Annotated in this window: 15 protein-coding genes; 3 read left to right on the forward strand and 12 right to left on the reverse strand. The window is 70.6% G+C overall.

Going from position 1 to position 16,941, the window contains the following annotated elements:
* Positions 1 to 8: 8 nt before the first annotated feature.
* The 4 genes from L0977_RS25610 to yjgA are packed head-to-tail and all read right to left on the reverse strand — an operon-like array spanning position 9 to position 2,927.
* Entirely contained in the window at positions 9 to 1,193 is a 1,185-nt protein-coding gene (locus tag L0977_RS25610; RefSeq protein WP_326491075.1) for a chorismate-binding protein, read from the reverse strand.
* A complete protein-coding gene (locus tag L0977_RS15080) occupies positions 1,190 to 1,666 on the reverse strand; it encodes an FKBP-type peptidyl-prolyl cis-trans isomerase (RefSeq protein ID WP_234265680.1) in 477 nt (158 codons plus the stop codon). The genes L0977_RS25610 and L0977_RS15080 overlap by 4 nt, the downstream gene beginning before the upstream one ends.
* Before the next feature lie 8 nt (positions 1,667 to 1,674).
* A complete protein-coding gene (gene mog, locus L0977_RS15085) occupies positions 1,675 to 2,265 on the reverse strand; it encodes a molybdopterin adenylyltransferase (RefSeq protein WP_234265681.1) in 591 nt (196 codons plus the stop codon).
* Positions 2,262 to 2,927, reverse strand: coding sequence for a ribosome biogenesis factor YjgA (gene yjgA, locus L0977_RS15090; protein WP_234265682.1), 666 nt, complete (start codon positions 2,925 to 2,927; stop codon positions 2,262 to 2,264). Before yjgA ends, mog begins: the two co-directional genes overlap by 4 nt.
* A gap of 41 nt (positions 2,928 to 2,968) precedes the next feature.
* Between yjgA and pmbA the strand changes: the two genes are divergently transcribed.
* A complete protein-coding gene (gene pmbA / locus L0977_RS15095; protein WP_234265683.1) occupies positions 2,969 to 4,393 on the forward strand; it encodes a metalloprotease PmbA in 1,425 nt (474 codons plus the stop codon).
* Between the two features lie 52 nt (positions 4,394 to 4,445).
* On the opposite strand, the gene L0977_RS15100 is transcribed toward pmbA, so the two are convergent.
* The 3 genes from L0977_RS15100 to lysA form a co-directional block, all read right to left on the reverse strand.
* Positions 4,446 to 4,892 (reverse strand): GatB/YqeY domain-containing protein, encoded by a 447-nt coding sequence (locus L0977_RS15100; RefSeq protein WP_234265781.1) that lies wholly within the window; start codon positions 4,890 to 4,892, stop codon positions 4,446 to 4,448.
* Positions 4,893 to 4,960: 68 nt separating this feature from the next.
* Positions 4,961 to 6,571, reverse strand: coding sequence for a DUF4139 domain-containing protein (locus L0977_RS15105; protein ID WP_234265684.1), 1,611 nt, complete (start codon positions 6,569 to 6,571; stop codon positions 4,961 to 4,963).
* Positions 6,572 to 6,938: 367 nt separating this feature from the next.
* Entirely contained in the window at positions 6,939 to 8,177 is a 1,239-nt protein-coding gene (lysA, locus tag L0977_RS15110) for a diaminopimelate decarboxylase (protein WP_234265685.1), read from the reverse strand.
* A gap of 80 nt (positions 8,178 to 8,257) precedes the next feature.
* On the opposite strand from lysA, the gene L0977_RS15115 reads away from it, so the two are divergent.
* Positions 8,258 to 9,181, forward strand: coding sequence for a LysR family transcriptional regulator (locus tag L0977_RS15115; RefSeq protein ID WP_234265686.1), 924 nt, complete (start codon positions 8,258 to 8,260; stop codon positions 9,179 to 9,181).
* Positions 9,182 to 9,262: 81 nt separating this feature from the next.
* Here L0977_RS15115 and rpsU read toward each other — a convergent pair whose 3' ends face one another.
* A complete protein-coding gene (gene rpsU, locus L0977_RS15120; protein ID WP_056273869.1) occupies positions 9,263 to 9,475 on the reverse strand; it encodes a 30S ribosomal protein S21 in 213 nt (70 codons plus the stop codon).
* A gap of 183 nt (positions 9,476 to 9,658) precedes the next feature.
* Positions 9,659 to 10,864: an NAD(P)/FAD-dependent oxidoreductase gene (locus L0977_RS15125; RefSeq protein WP_234265687.1), complete on the reverse strand. Its 1,206-nt coding sequence runs from the start codon at positions 10,862 to 10,864 to the stop codon at positions 9,659 to 9,661.
* Between the two features lie 187 nt (positions 10,865 to 11,051).
* On the opposite strand from L0977_RS15125, the gene L0977_RS15130 reads away from it, so the two are divergent.
* The gene (locus tag L0977_RS15130) at positions 11,052 to 11,312 is read left to right on the forward strand and encodes a hypothetical protein (protein WP_234265688.1); all 261 of its coding nucleotides are present in this window, start codon (positions 11,052 to 11,054) and stop codon (positions 11,310 to 11,312) included.
* Between the two features lie 12 nt (positions 11,313 to 11,324).
* Here the strand turns inward: L0977_RS15130 and cobA are convergent, their stop codons facing one another.
* The 3 genes from cobA to L0977_RS15145 all read right to left on the reverse strand — a co-directional run bounded on the left by cobA (position 11,325) and on the right by L0977_RS15145 (position 16,937).
* Positions 11,325 to 12,134: a uroporphyrinogen-III C-methyltransferase gene (gene cobA / locus L0977_RS15135; RefSeq protein ID WP_234265689.1), complete on the reverse strand. Its 810-nt coding sequence runs from the start codon at positions 12,132 to 12,134 to the stop codon at positions 11,325 to 11,327.
* Positions 12,131 to 13,078, reverse strand: a complete 948-nt coding sequence (gene ybiB / locus L0977_RS15140) for a DNA-binding protein YbiB (RefSeq protein WP_234265690.1) — start codon at positions 13,076 to 13,078, stop codon at positions 12,131 to 12,133. Before ybiB ends, cobA begins: the two co-directional genes overlap by 4 nt.
* A 73-nt stretch (positions 13,079 to 13,151) precedes the next feature.
* Positions 13,152 to 16,937 (reverse strand): bifunctional nitrate reductase/sulfite reductase flavoprotein subunit alpha, encoded by a 3,786-nt coding sequence (locus tag L0977_RS15145; protein WP_234265691.1) that lies wholly within the window; start codon positions 16,935 to 16,937, stop codon positions 13,152 to 13,154.
* Between the last annotated feature and the right edge of the window lie 4 nt (positions 16,938 to 16,941).

The following is a 16,941-nucleotide window of genomic DNA, read 5'->3' on the forward strand; positions in this document are numbered from 1 at the left end:
CCTTGGGCTTAGACGGTGAGGCCGCTGCCCACGCCGTAGCGGGCCAGCCAGGGGCCGGTGGTGGCGGTCGGGCGGGCGGCGGCTTCGGGCGGGGGTGGTTGCAGCACCAGGGTGCGGATCGGCACGTTGAACGTGGCGTGGCCACCGGGGCGCACCACCCCCAGGGCGCCGCAGTAAAAGCCACGCGGGCGGTCTTCCAGCATGCGGATCCAGTGCATCGCCCGCGCCTTGGGGGTGCCGGTGATGGAGCCACAGGGAAACAGCGCCTGGAACACCTCCACCAGGCCGGTACCGGCGCGCGCCTGGGCGGTGACGGTGGAGGTCATTTGCCATACCGTGGGCCAGGCCTCGGCCTCGAACAGGCGCTGCACGCGCACCGCGCCGGGCGGTGCGAGTCGGCCCAGGTCGTTGCGCAGCAGGTCCACGATCATCACGTTCTCGGCGCGCTCTTTGTCGCTGGCCAGCAGCGCGTCGCGCGCAGCCCGGTCGCGCGCCGGGTCGGCGTCGCGCGCGGCCGTTCCTTTCATCGGTTTGCACGTCAGGGTGCCACCGCCGTTGGCTCCGTCTGCGGCGCCGGGGCGCCAGTCGAAGAACAGCTCGGGCGAGGCGCTCAACACCTGCAGCGGGCCGCCATCGAGCCACAGCAGGTAGCCGTCGGGCTGGCCGGCGCGCAGCGCGTGCATCCAGTCGAGCGGAGCGCCGTGCAGCGCCCCCTGCAGACCCGTGGTGAGGTTGATCTGGTAGGCCTCGCCGCTGGCCATGGCCAACTGGGCACGGGCGGCATCGCGCAGGTAGGCGTCGCGGGTGGTTTCGAAGCCCCAGCGGGCCTGGCGAGGGATATGGGCGGCTTCCGCCGGCAAGGCGGTGCCGGCCGGGGCATCGAACACGCCAAACCACGCCAGCGGTGTACCGGGAGCGGGCGCGTGGGTGGTCAGGGCCGGGTCGAAGGCGGCTGCCGCCTCGTAGGCCAGGCCGCCCACGCACCAGCGGCCGGCCCGGGCGTGGCGCTCAACCGCCGCCAGCACGGCGGGCACCTCGCTGGGCTCACAGGCGGTGAGGATTTCTGTGGGGTTGTCGAACCACGCCCGCAGTCGCTGCGGCGCGGAAACTGGCGCACCGCCGGAGGGCACCACTTCCGGAAAATCAACGTAGGCGCGCAGGCTGTGGTGGTGGCCGTCGGCGGCGGCGCTCAATGATGGTGGCCGTGCGCGCCGTGGGCGTGGCCGTGGGCAACCTCTTCGGGCGAGGCCGCCCGCACGTCGAGCACCTGCAGGTCGAACTGCAGCGTCTGGCCGGCCAGCGGGTGGTTGCCATCCAGGTGCACGACCGGGCCCTTGATCTTGACCACGTTGAACACCGTTTCCCGGCTCTGGTCGTCGGTGCCGCGCAGCTGGCCACCGACCTTCACGCCGGGCGGAAACTGGGTCTTGGGAATGGTCGTGACCAGCGATTCGTCGCGCTCGCCAAAGGCATCGGCCGGCGCCAGCGTCACGCTGGCCTGGTAGCCGGCGGCCTGGCCTTCCAGCGCCTTTTCGATGCCTTCAAGCGTGTTGCCATAGCCGCCATGCAGGTAGCTGCGGGGCGTCTTGCCATCTTCCAGCAGCTTGCCGCTGGTGTCCTTGGCGCGGAAGGTGAGGGTGACGACGGTGTCTTTGGTGATGTTCATGAGAAGGCTCACTTCTTTTTGGGCCGGAAGGCCTTGCACACCTCGTCGCGTGTTTCGAGGTAGGGGCCGCCGATGAGGTCGATGCAGTAGGGCACGGCGGCGAAGATGCCGTTGACCAGGGGGCTGCCGTCGGGGTTTTTCAGGCCTTCCAGCGTTTCCGCGATGGCTTTGGGCTGACCGGGCAGGTTGATGATGAGACTGCGTTCGCGGATCACCGCCACCTGGCGCGACAGGATGGCGGTGGGCACGAAGGCCAGGCTGATCTGGCGCATCTGTTCACCGAAGCCAGGCATTTCCTTGTGCGCAACGGCCAGCGTGGCTTCGGGGGTGACGTCGCGCAGGGCCGGGCCGGTGCCGCCGGTGGTGAGCACCAGCGCGCAACCGGCGTCCACCAGCTCGATCAGGGTCTGGCTGATGAGGGCCTGCTCGTCGGGGATCAGGCGCGGCTCGAAGGTGACGGGGTTGTGCAGTGCGCGCGTGAGCCAGTCCTGCAGCGCCGGCAGGCCCTTGTCTTCGTAGACCCCGGTGCTGGCGCGGTCGCTGATGGAGACGATGCCGATGCGTACCGGTTCGCAGGACGGGGGTGTGGAATCGCTCATGCGGGTTCCACCGGTTCGTCGGGCTGGTGATCGTTGCCGTCTTCACCTGCGAACGTGGCGCGCACGAGTTGGAAGATCTCGCGGTAGGCCTTGCCGTGCCGGGCCGCTTCGCCCGGCCGTTCCTTGATCGCCTGGGCGTCCTTGCGCGCCTGGCGGATCAGTGCCCGCAGGTGCTGCACGTCGGCTTCAGGGTGGGCCTGCAGCCAGTCGGTCAGCGCGCCGTCGTCGGCCAGCAGGCGGTCGCGCCACTGCTCGGCCTGGTGCAGACGCAGGGTTTCCTGGGCCGAGGGCTTGCGCTGCTCTTCCAGCGCGGCCTCGATGGCGGTGATGGTCTCGTCGCCGAGTTTGCGCATCAGCTTGCCGATGAACTGCATCTGCCGGCGCCGGCCTTCGAAGTTGGTGATGCGTTTCGCATCCTCCAGCGCGTCGATGAGTTTGTCGTTGACGTCTTCGTGCGCTTCGCGCAGGCGCGCCATCAGGTCGCTGCGCAGCGTGAGCAGGCTCTCGCCCAGCGCTTGCAGGTGGTCGCTGTGTTTCTTGAGGTCGGTCTTGCTCATGTCGACCGAACCCTTGAGCTCGCGCTTGAGTTCCTGGTCGAGCTCGCTGCCGGCCGCGACGAACTGGCCGCGAACAAAATAGCCTTTGGTGGATTTACGGGGCATGGCAAAGGGGAAAAGGGGCGGCAAGTATCATAGCCGCCGACATGAAAAGCACCCGTACGCCCCAGGGCCATGTGCCCGCCGATCCCGCCCGCCCGCTGTCGGGCTTCCAGTATTCGCGCGCCCAGTTCGAGGAGGTGGTGGATCTGGCCCTGGCCCATGCCCACCGGTTGGGCGCCTCCGACGCGGCTGCCGAGGCCTCCGAGGGCGCCGGCCTCCATGTGAGCGTGCGCAAGGGCGATCTGGAGAACGTCGAGCGCAACCGCGACAAGTCGCTGGGTGTGACCGTCTATCTCGGCCGCCGCCGGGGCAATGCCTCCAGCTCGGATTTTTCGCCCGACGCGGTGCGCCGCACGGTGCAGGCCGCCTACGACATCGCCCGCTTCACCGCCGAAGATCCGGTGGCTGGCCTGCCCGATGCGCAGGATGTGGCCGACAGCTACCCCGATCTGGACCTGTTCCACCCCTGGGCGATCACGTCCGACGAAGCGGTGCACCTGGCGCTCGAATGCGAAGCGGCAGCCTTCGCCACCAGCCGCAAGATCACCAACAGCGAAGGTGCCAGCGTGTCGGCGCAGCAGTCGCACTTTTTCACCGCCCACATGCGCGGCGGCGAGCGCGGTCAACCCGGCATCTTCAGCGGCGGTTACGCCAGCTCGCGCCACAGCCTGTCGGTGGCGCCGATCGCCGGCAAGGGCGAACACATGCAGCGCGATTACTGGTACAGCTCCATGCGGGCGCCCGAGGAACTGGCCAGCCCGGCGGCGGTGGGCCGCTACGCCGCCGAGCGCGCGCTGTCGCGCCTGAACGGCCGCAAGATCGCCACCACCGAATGCCCGGTGCTGTTCGAATCCCCGCTGGCGGCCGGCCTGCTGGGCGCCTATGTGCAGGCCACCAGCGGCGGCGCGCTCTACCGCAAGACCACTTTCCTGGGCGACAGCCTGGGCAAGCGGGTGATGGCCAAGCACCTCGACATTCTGGAAGAGCCGCACCTGCGCAACGGCAAGGGCAGCGCCCCGTTCGACGACGAGGGCGTGCGCACCGTGCGGCGCAAGGTGCTCAGCGCCGGCAAGGTGCAGGGCTACTTCCTGTCCACCTATTCGGCACGCAAGCTGGGCATGCGCACCACCGGCAACGCGGGCGGTTCGCACAACCTCACGCTCACCAGCCGCCTGACCCAGCCGGGTGACGACCTGCCCGCGATGCTGAAAAAACTGGGCCGCGGCCTGTTCGTCACCGAACTGATGGGCCAGGGCGTCAACTACGTGACGGGGGACTACTCGCGCGGCGCCTCGGGCTACTGGGTGGAGAACGGCGAAATCGCCTTCCCGGTGCAGGAGATCACCATCGCCGGCAACCTCAAGGACATGCTGCTCGGCATCGAAGCGGTCGGTGCCGATGCCTACAACTACGGCGCCAAGACGGTGGGCTCGATCCTGGTCAACCGGATGAAGGTGGCGGGGAGCTGAAGACGGGCTCCCACGCGCTCCTGCTGCGTGGGTGGCGGGCGTGCAACTCCCTTCAGCCCGCCAGCGCGGCCTTGACGGCGGCCGACACCTGGCCCATGTCGGCCTTGCCGGCCAGCCGGGCCTTGACGGCGCCCATGACCTTGCCCATGTCGCCCGGGCCCTTGGCACCCACCTCGGCTACGATGGCCTTGACCTCGGCGGCGATGGCGTCGGCCGACAGGCGCGCCGGCAGGTAGGCTTCCAGCACCGTCAGTTCGGCCGCTTCCTTGGCGGCCAGATCGGCGCGACCGCCCTGTTCGAAGGCGGTGATCGAGTCCTTGCGCTGTTTGACCATCTTGTCGATGACGGCAATCACGGCGGTGTCGTCGAGTTCGATGCGCTCGTCCACTTCCTTCTGCTTCATGGCAGCGGTCAGCAGGCGGATCGTGCCCAGGCGCTCGCTGTCCTTGGCGCGCATGGCGGCCTTCATGTCTTCGGTGATTTTGTCCTTGAGGCTCATGGCGTGAGGGCTTGGGGTCAAGCCGTGTCTGAAAAGTCGGGCCTGGATTGTCGCGCAAGCCGGCGGGCTCAGCGGCGCTCCAGCAGCGGCATGTCCTTCGGGTAGCTCAGGCGGTAGCTCGCGCTGAAGCGGGCCGTCTGCCCCGGTGTCAGACGCTGGCGCCAGGCGACGATGCCAGGCTGTTCGTTCCACTGGGTGGTCTGGGGCTGGGGGTCGAACTCGCGCACGACCGTGATCTGCTCGTCGGTCGGCACCGGGCTGCTGTCGAGCACCTCGATCTCGACCGGGGTGCGGTGCCGATTCTCGACCTCGAACAGCCGGCCGGTGCGGCGTTCACTGCGCTGACCGATGAAGCCGCTGGACGCGCTCGCGGTCGTGACCGGCAGGTTGCGCACGCGGACCTGATCGTCGCGCCCGAAGGGCAGGGTCAGCTTGGCCTGGTTGGCGCCGTCCTGGCTGCGCCAGACGCTGTTGCCGACCACCTGGCGGTCGCGCAGCAGTTGCAGCCGGCCGTCGGGCCAGACGCCGGCCGGCAGTGCGATCTCGGCCACCAGCCACGCGCTGGCGTCGCGCTCGGGCAGGGTCTGCACCCAGGTCGTCGCGGGCCAGCGCTGCGCATCGAGCGCGAAGGCGACGCTCTGGCCGCCGCTGCGCACGTCGACACGGCCGGGTACTTCGAATTCGGTCGCAAAGCCGGTTTCGGCGACCTGGACAGCGAAGTCGGGTTCGGGCGCCGCGTCGCTCAGGGCCGCCGCTTCGGCCATCGCTGGCGCGGGGGCCGGCATGGCTGCGCTGCGCCGGAAGAGCATCTCGTCCTCCCGTGGGCGCGGCGAGACCTGCCAGGTGCGGGGCTGCGGGCCCTGCACCGACGCGCGCGGCGAACCGGTGGACAGGCGCAGGCTGACGCCGCTCCAGTCTTCGCCGCTGGTTTGCCGCACCTGGGCCAGGCGCTCCATGTCGACGTGCCCGGCGCTGCTGTCCAGCGTCGCGCGGTAGGACGGCGCCCAGGTCGGCCCCTGCACCAGGTAGCGCAGGCGCAGATCGCCGTCGGCCCTGGCGCTGACCTGGATCACCAGTTCGCGCACCTGGCCGCGGTTCTGCTGCCAGGCGCGCTCGGCTTGGAGCGGTGTCAGTTCGCGTTCGAGCTGTTCGGCTTGCCGCCGCAGCGGCTGCAACTGCTGAAGCTGTTCCTGCGCCGTGCGTTGCACCAGGTTGAGCGTGGCCGCGAGGCCGCCCGCCGAGGCCGGGCCGCTGCCGTAGACCCCCGGTCCCGTGCCGTTGCCTTTGAGCTGCGCCAGCAGCAGTTCGCGCGCGCCGATGTCGGCGTGGACCTGGGCGATGCGGTCCTCCAGCGCCTCGATGCGCGGGTCCAGCGGGTGCGTGTTGCAGGCCGGCGCTTCCTGCCGTGGCACCGTGGTGGCAGTAACCGGGCCGATGCGCACGCCCGCGTCGGCCTCCAGTTGCAGCGACGCCAGGTCGGCGTCGGTGCTCAGGCAGCCCAGCACGACCTCGCGCGCGCCGGCGGCCACGCGGGTCACCCGTTCGACCTGGGCCGTGCCCGGATAGACCGTGACCTTGTCGATGCGCGAGGCCGCCGGGGCGGCCGACGCCACCGTCGGCAGCAGGGCTGCGAGCAGGGCGGCCGCCGTTGTCGGGAGGGAAGGTATCGTGTGCTTCATGACCCCATTCTGCCCGGGGTGCATTCACCCTTTCACCTCGCGCCGGGCTGGTGGCGGCATGCGCGTTCTCCGCGCCACGCTCGCGGGCGGATGCCCATGTGCGCCAAGGTCACCTCGTCAACACCGGACCTGCGCTTCGCAGCGAGGGCAACCGCGAATGGTCCCTGCGCCCGCGCACACCACCACCATCCCGGAGAGGCGGAAGGGCGCGCGGGGTGAACTGTTTACCTGGGCGATCTCCGAAGCGCGTGCTCCTGCCCCAAGGCGCCGTGGATCGGGCTCCATCCGGCCACAAGGGCCATCCCCCCGGCCGCAGGCCAGAAGGGGGGAAGCCGCGTCAGCGGCGCGGGGGGCTTACATCTTGGGCTTACATGGCTTCCAGTGCCAGCAACTCTTCCACCGTCTGGCGGCGGCGGATCAGGCGGTGGCTGTCGCCGTCCACCAGCACCTCGGCGGCCAGCGGGCGGCTGTTGTAGTTGCTCGACATGGACGCACCGTAGGCGCCCGCGTCGTGCAGCACCAGCAGGTCGCCCACCTGCGCCTGCGGCAGGGCGCGCGTGAGCACGACACCCCCTTCGGCCTGGGTGAACACGTCGCCCGACTCGCACAGCGGGCCGGCGACCACGGTCTCGGCGGTGGCGCGCGGCGTGCCGTCGGCAGGGATCAGGCTCATGCCGTGGAAGGCGCCATACATCGACGGGCGCATCAGGTCGGAGAAGCCCGCGTCCACCAGCGTGAAGTGGTTGGCTCCCATGGGCTTGGTCGCACGCACCTCGGTCACCAGCACACCGGCCTCGGCCACCAGGAAACGGCCGGGCTCCAGCTCCAGATGCACCGGGTGGCCCAGGTGGGCGGCGATGCTGCGGCGCGCGGCGTCCCACAGGCTGAAGTAGTGCGCGGTGTCGATGCGCGGCTCGCCGTCGCGGTAGGGGATCGACAGGCCGCCGCCGGCCGAGATGGCCTGCAGGTCGGTGCCGGCGCGCTGGACCAGATCGACCATGGCCTGGCAGACGGCCTGCAGGTGGCCGTAGTCCACGCCGGAGCCGATGTGCATGTGCAGGCCGATCAGCTTCAGGCCATGCTGGTTTACGGCCTCCAGGGCGTCGTCCAGCTCGGCGTGCCAGATGCCGTGCTTGCTGTGCTCGCCGCCGGTGTTGGTCTTGTTGCTGTGGCCGTGGCCGAAGCCAGGGTTGATGCGCAGCCAGACCGGGTGGCCGGGCGACACGGCGCCGAGCTGGTGCAGCATGTCGATGGAGCCGGCGTTCACCGGCACGCGGTGCTCCACCACCGTGGCCAGCGTGGCGTGGTCGAACAGGTCGGCGGTGAAGACGATGCCCGAAGCGCCTTGCGCGTTCAGGTCGGCCGTGTAGCCGGCGGCCAGCGCCCGCAGGATCTCGCCGCGCGAAACCGCGTCCACCACCACGCCCTGCTCGCGCATCAGGCGCAGCAGGTGGATGTTGGAGTTGGCCTTCTGCGCAAAGCGGATGGTGTCGAAGGCACGCAGTTCGGCAATGCGGGCGCGGATGGTGGCGGCGTCGTAGACCCACAGCGGGGTGCCGTGCTGGCGGGCCAGCGACTGGAGAAGGGCGGGGGCAAAGGGATTCATGGGCGCGATGATCCCGGTTTCATTCATATTCAGCAATGCCAGATAATCTGACATTCATTCATATCTGATATGAGAATGCGATGAAGCTGAGCCATCGCCAGATCGACTTCTTCCGCGCCGTCATGGGCACGGGCCACGTCACGCGCGCGGCCGAACTGCTGCACACCTCGCAGCCCACCGTCAGCCGCGAACTGGCGCGGCTGGAACAGGTGCTGGGTTTCGCGCTGTTCGAACGGGTCAAGGGCCGGCTCAAGCCCACCGTGCGTGCGCTGGCGCTGATGGACGAGGTGGAGCAGTCCTATGTGGGGCTGGAGCGCATTGCGGCGACGGCGGTGGCGCTCCAGGGCTACGCCCACGGGCGGCTGCAACTGGCCTGCCTGCCCGCGCTTTCGCACGCCCTGCTGCCCGACGCGGTGCGCCGCTTCGCCGCGCAGCAGCCCGAGGCGGCGGTCAGCCTGACGCCCATTGAATCGCCCCAGCTCGAAGCCGCGCTGTCCGAGCAGCGCTTCGACCTGGGGCTGAGCGAGCGCGCCGAGGCGCCGGCCGCCTGCACGCTGGACACCCTGCTGGTGGCCGACGAGGTGGCGGTGCTGCCGGCCGGCCATGCCCTGGCGCGCCGGGCCGTGCTGGCACCAGGCGACTTCGCGGACCAACCTTTCATCAGCTTCGCCCCGGCCGACCCGTACCGCCAGCAGGTGGACGCACTGTTCGCTGCGGCGGGGGTGGCGCGCACGCTGCGGCTGGAAACACCGAGCGCGGTGTCGGTCTGTGCCCTGGTGCGACAGGGCCTGGGCCTGGGCATCGTCAACCCGCTGACGGCGCTGGAACTGGCCGGCGACGGTGGCGCCGGGCTGGTGGTGCGGCCGCTGGCGTTCAGCGTGCCGTTTCGCGTCTCGCTGGTGCGCCCGAGCTGGCGCGCCGAACACCCCTTGCGGCCAGCGTTCGAAGCCGCGCTGGGGCAGGCCGCGGCCGCGCTGAGCGCGCGCCTGTCGGCCGGGCGCTGAACCGGGCAGGAGCGGCGCTCAGGCAACAAAAAACCCGCTGCGGCGTCCCGAGCGGGTTTTCTGGCGAAGCGACTGAAGGGATCAGTACAGCTTCTTTGGCAACTGCATGCTGCGCACGCGCTTGTAGTGGCGCTTGACGGCGGCTGCCTTCTTGCGCTTGCGCTCGGCCGTCGGCTTCTCGTAGAACTCGCGGGCACGCAGGTCGGTCAGCAGGCCCAGTTTTTCGATGGTGCGCTTGAAGCGGCGCAGGGCCACGTCGAACGGCTCGTTGTCTTTAACGCGGATGGTGGTCATTAGCTAATGGTTCCAAAGGTGCGGGCAGAGGAGGGTCGGGAAGATCGGGCCCGGCCTTCGTACCAGCGGTTTTCCCCGTCTGAAAACTAGTATTGGCCGACGGGGTTTTTGCCAGCAAAGCCTTGGATTATAGCGTCCTGCCGGGAAATTGCCACTCGATGGGTAAGGGCGCCTGAATGGTGTTCAAAGTGCCATCGCGCACGCATGCGCGCTCGCCCAGGCCCACTGGAAGTTGTAGCCGCCGAGCCAGCCGGTCACGTCGACCAATTCGCCGATGAAGTACAGGCCGGGCTGCTTCGTCGCTTCCAGGGTCTGCTGGGACAGGTCGCGGGTGTCGACGCCGCCGAGCGTGACTTCGGCCTTTTTGTAGCCTTCGGTGCCGGTGGGCACCCGTTCCCAGCGCGCCAGGCGCTCGGCCAGGCGGGCCAGGGCCTTGTCGCTGCATTCCATGACCGGACGCTGCCAGTCGGGGTCCTGCGCGACCCAGGCGTCGGCCAGGCGGGCTGGCACCCATTGCGCCAGTTCGTTGGCCAGCAGCTTGCGCGAACGCTGTTTGGCTTCGGTGAGTGCGGCCGGCAGGTCGACTTCGGGGGCGAGGTTGATGCGGATCGGCGTGCCGGCCTGCCAGTAGCTGGAGATCTGCAGCACCGCCGGGCCGGACAGGCCGCGGTGGGTGAAGAGCAGGTCTTCGGCGAACACGGTCCGGTTCTTCTTGTCGCCGGTTTCGATCAGCACCGGCAGTGCCAGGCCCGCGAGGTCGGCGTAGGGCGCCCAGGCCACGCCGTCGAAGGTCAGCGGCACCAGGCCGGGTCGGGGCTCGACGGTGCGCAGGCCGAACTGCCGGGCGATGCGAAAGCCGAAGTCGGTCGCGCCGATGGCGGGGATGGACAGGCCGCCGGTGGCGATGACCAGTTTGGCGCTCTGCACCGGGCCCTGGTCGGTGTCGAGTTCGTAGCTGCCGTCGGCGCTCAGGCGCACGGCTTGCACGCCGCAGGGTTGCCGGCGGTCCACGCCACCGGCGTCGCACTCGGCCAGCAGCATGTCGATCAGGTCGCCGGCCGAGCGGTCGCAGAACAGCTGGCCTTTGTGCTTTTCGTGGAAAGGGATGCCGTGTTGCTGCACCAGGGCGATGAAGTCGTCCGGGGTGTAGCGCGAGAGCGCCGAGCGGCAGAAGTGGGGGTTGGCACCGACGAAGTGTTTGTGCGGCTGGCGCACGTCGATGTCGCGGTTGGTGAAGTTGGCACGGCCGCCGCCGGAGATGCGCACCTTTTCAGCCACTTTGGCGCTGTGGTCCAGCACCAGCACCTTCAGGCCGCGCTGGCCCGCAACGCCCGCACAAAACAGGCCGGCCGCACCCGCGCCGACCACCACCACGTCAAATGTCTGCATGGGCTGCAGTGTAGGCGGGCCGGTGGGCACCAGGGCGGCTCAGCTTTGCCCTGCGGCTGCCGATACAGGATCAGGGGCGCGCGTGGCTGCGGGCACGGCGCCCGCGACCGATCACCCAACAACCATCAGGCCTGTCGCACCCGACCGCCGGAGACAACAGCGGGCGCATTTCTGGAAATGGACATTCATGCGCACGCCCTATCGGGTTCTGGTATTCGGCTTGCCTCAGGAGGCCACCCACCACGACGTCTGTTCGTTGGCAGAGGGCCTGTGCACGGGGGAAACCCGCTTCGCGGTCGATCCGTCGGGTGATCACCGCCACGCGCTTGCGGTGGTCGATATGGATCTGGATGCCCAGCGCGTGCGTCGGCTGGTGGCGAACATCGGCCGCCACGCGGTTCACGGGCGGCGGCTGGAGGCCTGGCTCTGCGTGATGCCCTGGGGCTGAGCGCGCGGGTGGTCAGGCGGCCCGGAGCCCGGTGCTGGCCGGGTCGGCCAGTGCGGCCACACCTTGCACCACATCGCCCACCACGATCACCGAAGGGCTGCCCAGGCCTTCGCGCGCCAGGGTGGCCGTGAGCTCGCCCAGCGTGCTCACGGCGTGGCGTTGCTGCGGCAGGCTGGCGTGTTGCACGATGGCCAGCGGCGTGTCCGCAGGCAGGCCGGTCAGCAGCTCGGTCTGGATCTGCGTGGCGCTGGAGACGCCCATGTAGATCACCAGGGTGAGCCGCGCGTCGCGCGCGGTGGCCGCCAGTTGCTGCCAGTCGGTGCCGGCGTCGCCGGGTTTGGCGTGGCCGGTGATGAACACCACGCCGTGGGCGCGGTCGCGGTGCGTGAGCGGCGCACCCAGCGAGCTGAGGCCGGCCAGGCCGGCGGTGATGCCGTTGACCACCTGCACCGCGATGCCGGCTTCGCGCAGATGCTCGACCTCTTCGCCGCCGCGGCCAAAGATGAACGGGTCGCCGCCTTTGAGCCGCACCACCACTTCGCCTTCGCGCGCGGCCATGATCATCAGCTTTTCGATGAAGGCCTGCGGCGTGCTCTTGCAGCCGCCGCGTTTGCCCACGTGCACGATGCGCGCGGTGGGCGAGGCGTGTGCCAGCACCCCGTCACTCACCAGGTCGTCCACCAGCAGCACGGTGGCGGCAGCGATGGCGCGTGCGGCCTTGAGCGTCAGCAGTTCCGGGTCGCCCGGACCGGCGCCCACGAGGGTGACGGTGCCGGGGTTGAACGTGCTGGCGGATGCGATGACGGTGGCGGGCGTGTTCATGGGGGGCTGACCGCCGCAGGGAGGTGGGTCTGCACGGTGGCGGGGCCCTGCACTTCTTGCAGGATGTGTGCCACCTGTCGGGCTAGGGGGGCGGGCACGGGCCGGTGGCCGGCCAGCACGTCGCGGATGTAGGCCGCAGTGGCTGCGGCCGAGATGTCGGCGGGCAGGTCGGGCAGGCTGGTCAGGGGGCCTTCCTGGGCCGGCTGCAACAGGTGGCGCTGGCCGTCGCGGAAGGCGTCCATCTGCGGCATGCGGCGGGCATCGGCAACGGGTTCGCCTTCGGTGCCGCGCAGCAGCAGGGCGTGCGCGCCGACCAGGGCAAAGGTGTCGGCCATCGACACCGCGTATTCGGGGTGGGTGTAGCTGCCCACGATCAGCGCACGGCCGGCACACGGGTTCATCAGCTTGACCAGGCTGTGCGCCGGGTTGCGCAGGCCGACCACGCGCCGCACGTCGAGCAGGCGCTTGAGGCCGGGCAGCAGCACGTCGGTGGGCACCAGGGCGCAGGTGCCGGCGGGGAGTGCGGTCACGGCCGTGGCGGCCGGTGTGCCGAGCGCGGCGAACACGGCTTCGCTGGTGACCCGCCGGTCCTCGGTGGCCGTGCCGTGCACCAGCACGGCCGCGCCTTCGCGCGCCAGCAGCAGCGCCAGCAGAGGGGTGAGCACCGGCAGCTTGCGGGCACCGTTGTAGCTGGGCAGCACCACGGTGGTGTGCCCCAGGTCGGGCAGGCGCTGCAGGCGCGCGTGGGTGGCGTCAAGAAAGCCGGCCATCTCGGCCGGGGTTTCGCCCTTGATGCGCATGGCCAGGCAGAAGCCGCCGATCTCCAGGTCGGTCACGGCGCCGTCCAGCACCTGGCCGAACAGGTCGGCGGCCTGCGCGCGCGTGAGCGCCCGCGCACCGTCCTTGCCGCGGCCGATCTCCTTGATGTAGTGGCTGATGCTCATGGGGCGCGATTGTCCGGGAGTCTTGATGAAATCGGGTAATAAGCAAACGCTGTTCCCGCCCGGTGGCGCCGCGTCAATACACGTCGCGCTGGTAGCGCTGGTCGCGCGCCAGTTGCGCCAGATAGGCCGTGGCCGCGTCGGGGCCCAGGCCGCCGTGGGTCTGCGCCACCTGGCGCAGCGCGGCGTCGACGTCCTTGGCCATGCGGCTGGCATCGCCGCAGATCCGCAGGTGTGCCCCGTCCTGCAGCCAGGCCCACAGCGTGGCACCGTGTTCGGCGATGCGGTGTTGCACGTAGAGCTTGTCGGCCTGGTCGCGCGAGAAAGCCGTGTCCAGGCGGTGCAGCACGCCCTGGCGCTGCAGGGCGGTCAGTTCGTCGCGGTAGTAGAAGTCGGTGGCGGCGTGCTGTTCGCCGAAGAACAGCCAGTTGCGGCCGCTGGCGCCGGTGGCCTGGCGCTCCTGCAGAAAGCCGCGGAAGGGCGCGATGCCGGTGCCCGGGCCGATCATGATCAGCGGGGCCGTCGGGTCGGCCGGCGGGCGGAAGTGCGGAGCGGGCTGCACGAAGAGCGGCACGTCCGTGTCGCCCGCGCGGTCGGCCAGGAAGGTGGAGCACAGGCCGCCGCGCGGCTGGCCGTCGAAGTGGTAGCGCACCACCGACACCGTCAGGTGCACGGTGTCGGGTTCGGCGCGGGGGCTGGACGCAATGGAATACAGGCGCGGCTGCAGGCGCTTGAGCACCCCCAGCCAGTCGGCTGCCCCGGCGCGCACCGGGTGCGCGCGCAGCAGGTCGATGAGCTGGCGGCCCTGCAGCCAGCCGGCCAGGGCGTCGGCCGGCCCCTGCAGGCGCGCGGCCAGGCCGGTGTCGCCGCTGCGCTCGGCCACAAACCGCAACTGTTCGGGCGTGAGGCGCGTGATGTCGAGGTGCTGCGCCAGCGCCTCGGCCCAGGGCCGTTCGCCCACGCCGGGCAGCGCCACGCTGCCTTCGCGCGGCAGGCCGGTGGCCGCCAGCACGGCGTTGACCAGGGCCGGGTCGTTGCGGGGCCAGACGCCCAGCGCGTCGCCGGCTTCGTAGCACAGCGCGCTGCCGCGCAGGTCGAAGCCGAACTGGCGCACGTCCTTGCTGGCACCCGGGCCGCTGAGCCGGCGGTGGATCACCAGCCGGTGGGGCAGCGGGTTCTGGCGGCCCACGCCGGGCGGGGCCGGTGTGCGGGGCCGGGGGCGCTCGGTGGCGGGTGCTTCGCCCGCAGGGAGCGGCCGGCCGGCCAGCCGGTGCACCAGCCGTTCCAGCCACTGGCTGGCGTCGGCTTCGTGGTCGGGTTCGCAGTCGGTGCGCGGCAGCAGGCGCTGGCCACCCAGGGTTTCCAGCCGCGCGTCCAACTGGCGGCCGAAGCCGCAGAACCGGTCGTAGGCCGGGTCGCCGAAAGCGAGCACGGCGAAAGGGGTGCCCGCCAGCGGCGGTGCGGCCTCGGCCTGCAATTGCGACCAGAAGCCCTGCGCGTGCTCCGGCGGTTCACCGTCGCCGAAGGTGCTGGCCAGCAGCAGGATTTGTTGCGCTCCGGCGAGGCCGGCGGCGGGGAAGCGGTCCATGCCGCCCAGCGTGACCGCATGGCCTTCGGCGCGCAGGCGTTCGGCGCAGCGGGTGGCGAACGCCTCGGCCTTACCGGTCTGCGAAGCCCAGAGCACGGCCACGCCGGACAGCGCGGGGGCGGCCTCGGGCTGTTGGCCGGCCGCCGGCATGGCGCGACCGGCGACCGATGGTGCGGGGCCGATGCGGACGGCGCTGCTCTTGAGCGCGGGCTGCAGGGACACCGGGTCGACGGCGTTGCCGGTCACGGCGTTGATGGCCAGGTTGTCGCCGAAGCAGTCGTTCCAGTGAAAGGGCACGAAGCACTGGCCGCGCGGCACCCGGTCGGTCAGCCGGGCTGGCAGCACGGCCTGCCCGCGCCGCGAGCGCACCAGCATGGGCGCCTGCTCGGCCAGGCCGTGCGCGGCCGCGTCGTCGGGGTGGATCTCGATGAAGGGCCCCGGGTTGAGGCGGTTGAGGGTGGTGATGCGGCCGGTCTTGGTGCGTGTGTGCCACTGGTGCTGCACGCGGCCGGTGTTGAGCACCAGGGGGTAGGCGTCGTCGGTGGGCTCGGCCGGCGGCTGGTGCGGGCAGGCGACGAAGCGGGCCTTGCCACTGGGCGTGGCGAAGCGCAGGCCGCCGTCGACGCGGTAGCGGAACGGGTGGCGGCTGTGCGGATCACCAACTGGGCAGGGCCATTGCAGGGGGGCTTCGCGCAGGCGCTCGTGGCTCGCGCCGCCGATGTCGTAGCCGGTGGCCGGGTTGGCGAAGGCGCGGATTTCGTCGAACACCTCGGCCGCGCTGGTGTGGTTGAAGCCCTGCGTGTAGCCCATGGCGCGGGCCACGCGCGCGATGAGGGCCCAGTCGGGCAGGGCGTCGCCCGGCGCGGCCACTGCCTGCGGCGCCAGCGTGAGGTTGCGCTCGGAATTGACCATCACGCCTTCGCCTTCGGCCCAGAGCGCGCCGGGCAGCAGGATGTCGGCGTGGCGGGTGGTTTCGGTGTCGAGGAAGGCGTCCTGCACGATCACGAGTTCGGCCGCCTGCAGGCCCGCGATCACGCGCTGCCGGTCCGGCACGGTGGCGACCGGGTTGGTGCAGATGATCCAGCAGGCCTTGACGTCGCCGGCGGCCAGGGCGTCAAACAGGGCCACGGTGCCCGGGCCGGCATCGGCGCGCAGGGTGCCCGGCGGCAGTTGCCAGTGGTCTTCGACGAAGCGGCGGTCGGCGGCGGACAGGGCCGAGCGCTGGCCCGGCAGCCCGGGGCCCATGTAGCCCATGTCGCGCCCGCCCATGGCGTTGGGCTGGCCGGTGAGCGAAAACGGGCCGCTGCCGGTTCGGCAGAGGGCGCCGGTGGCCAGGTGCAGGTTGCACACCGCATGCGTGTGCGCCGTGCCCTGGGTGCTCTGGTTCAGGCCCATGGTCCAGCAGCTCATCCAGTTCGGGGTCTGGCCGATCCAGTCGGCCACCTGGCGGATCTGGGCTTCGGGCAGCTCGGTCAGGGCGGCCACGGTGGCTAGCGGGTAGTCGGCCAGCAGCGCGGGCATGGCGTCCCAGCCTTCGGTGTGGGCGGCGATGAAGGCCGGGTCGGTGTGGCCATTGAGCGCCAGCAGGTGCAGCAGGCCGTTGAGCAGGACCAGGTCGGTGCCGGGGCGGATCGGCAGGTGCAGGTGTGCCTTGTCGGCGGTGGGCGTGCGGCGTGGGTCGACCACGACCAGCTTCGCGCCCGCCTTGACGCGGTCCATCATGCGCAGGTACAGGATGGGGTGGCAGTCGGCCATGTTGGCGCCGATGACGAAGAACAGGTCGGCGTGGTCGAAATCGTCGTAGCTGCCAGGGGGCGCGTCGGCGCCGAACGTGCCCTTGTAGCCGCTGCCCGCGCTGGCCATGCACAGCCGCGAGTTGGACTCGATGTGCGGCGTGCAGATGTAGCCCTTGGCCAGCTTGTTGGCCAGGTACTGCGCCTCCAGCGACATCTGGCCCGACACGTAGAGCGCCACGCTGTCGGGGCCGTGGGTGTCGATGGTGTGGCGCAGGCGCCGGGCGGTGTCGGCAATGGCCGCGTCCAGCGCCAGCGGCACCGGGTCCTGTGCACGGGCTTCGCGCACGAAGGCCTGCGTCAGCCGCCCGGGCGCGCTGAGCGCCTGCGCGCAGGTCTGGCCCTTGGTGCACAGGCGGCCACGGTTGGCGGGGTGGTCCGGGTCGCCGCGCACCTGGGCGACATGGCCATCGTCGCCCACGGTCATGACGATGCCGCAACCGACGCCGCAGTACGGGCAGACGCTGCGAACGGTTTTCATGCGC

Origin of the sequence: Hydrogenophaga sp. NFH-34 (assembly GCF_021401345.1) — a bacterium.
GTDB lineage: Bacteria > Pseudomonadota > Gammaproteobacteria > Burkholderiales > Burkholderiaceae_C > Hydrogenophaga > Hydrogenophaga electricum.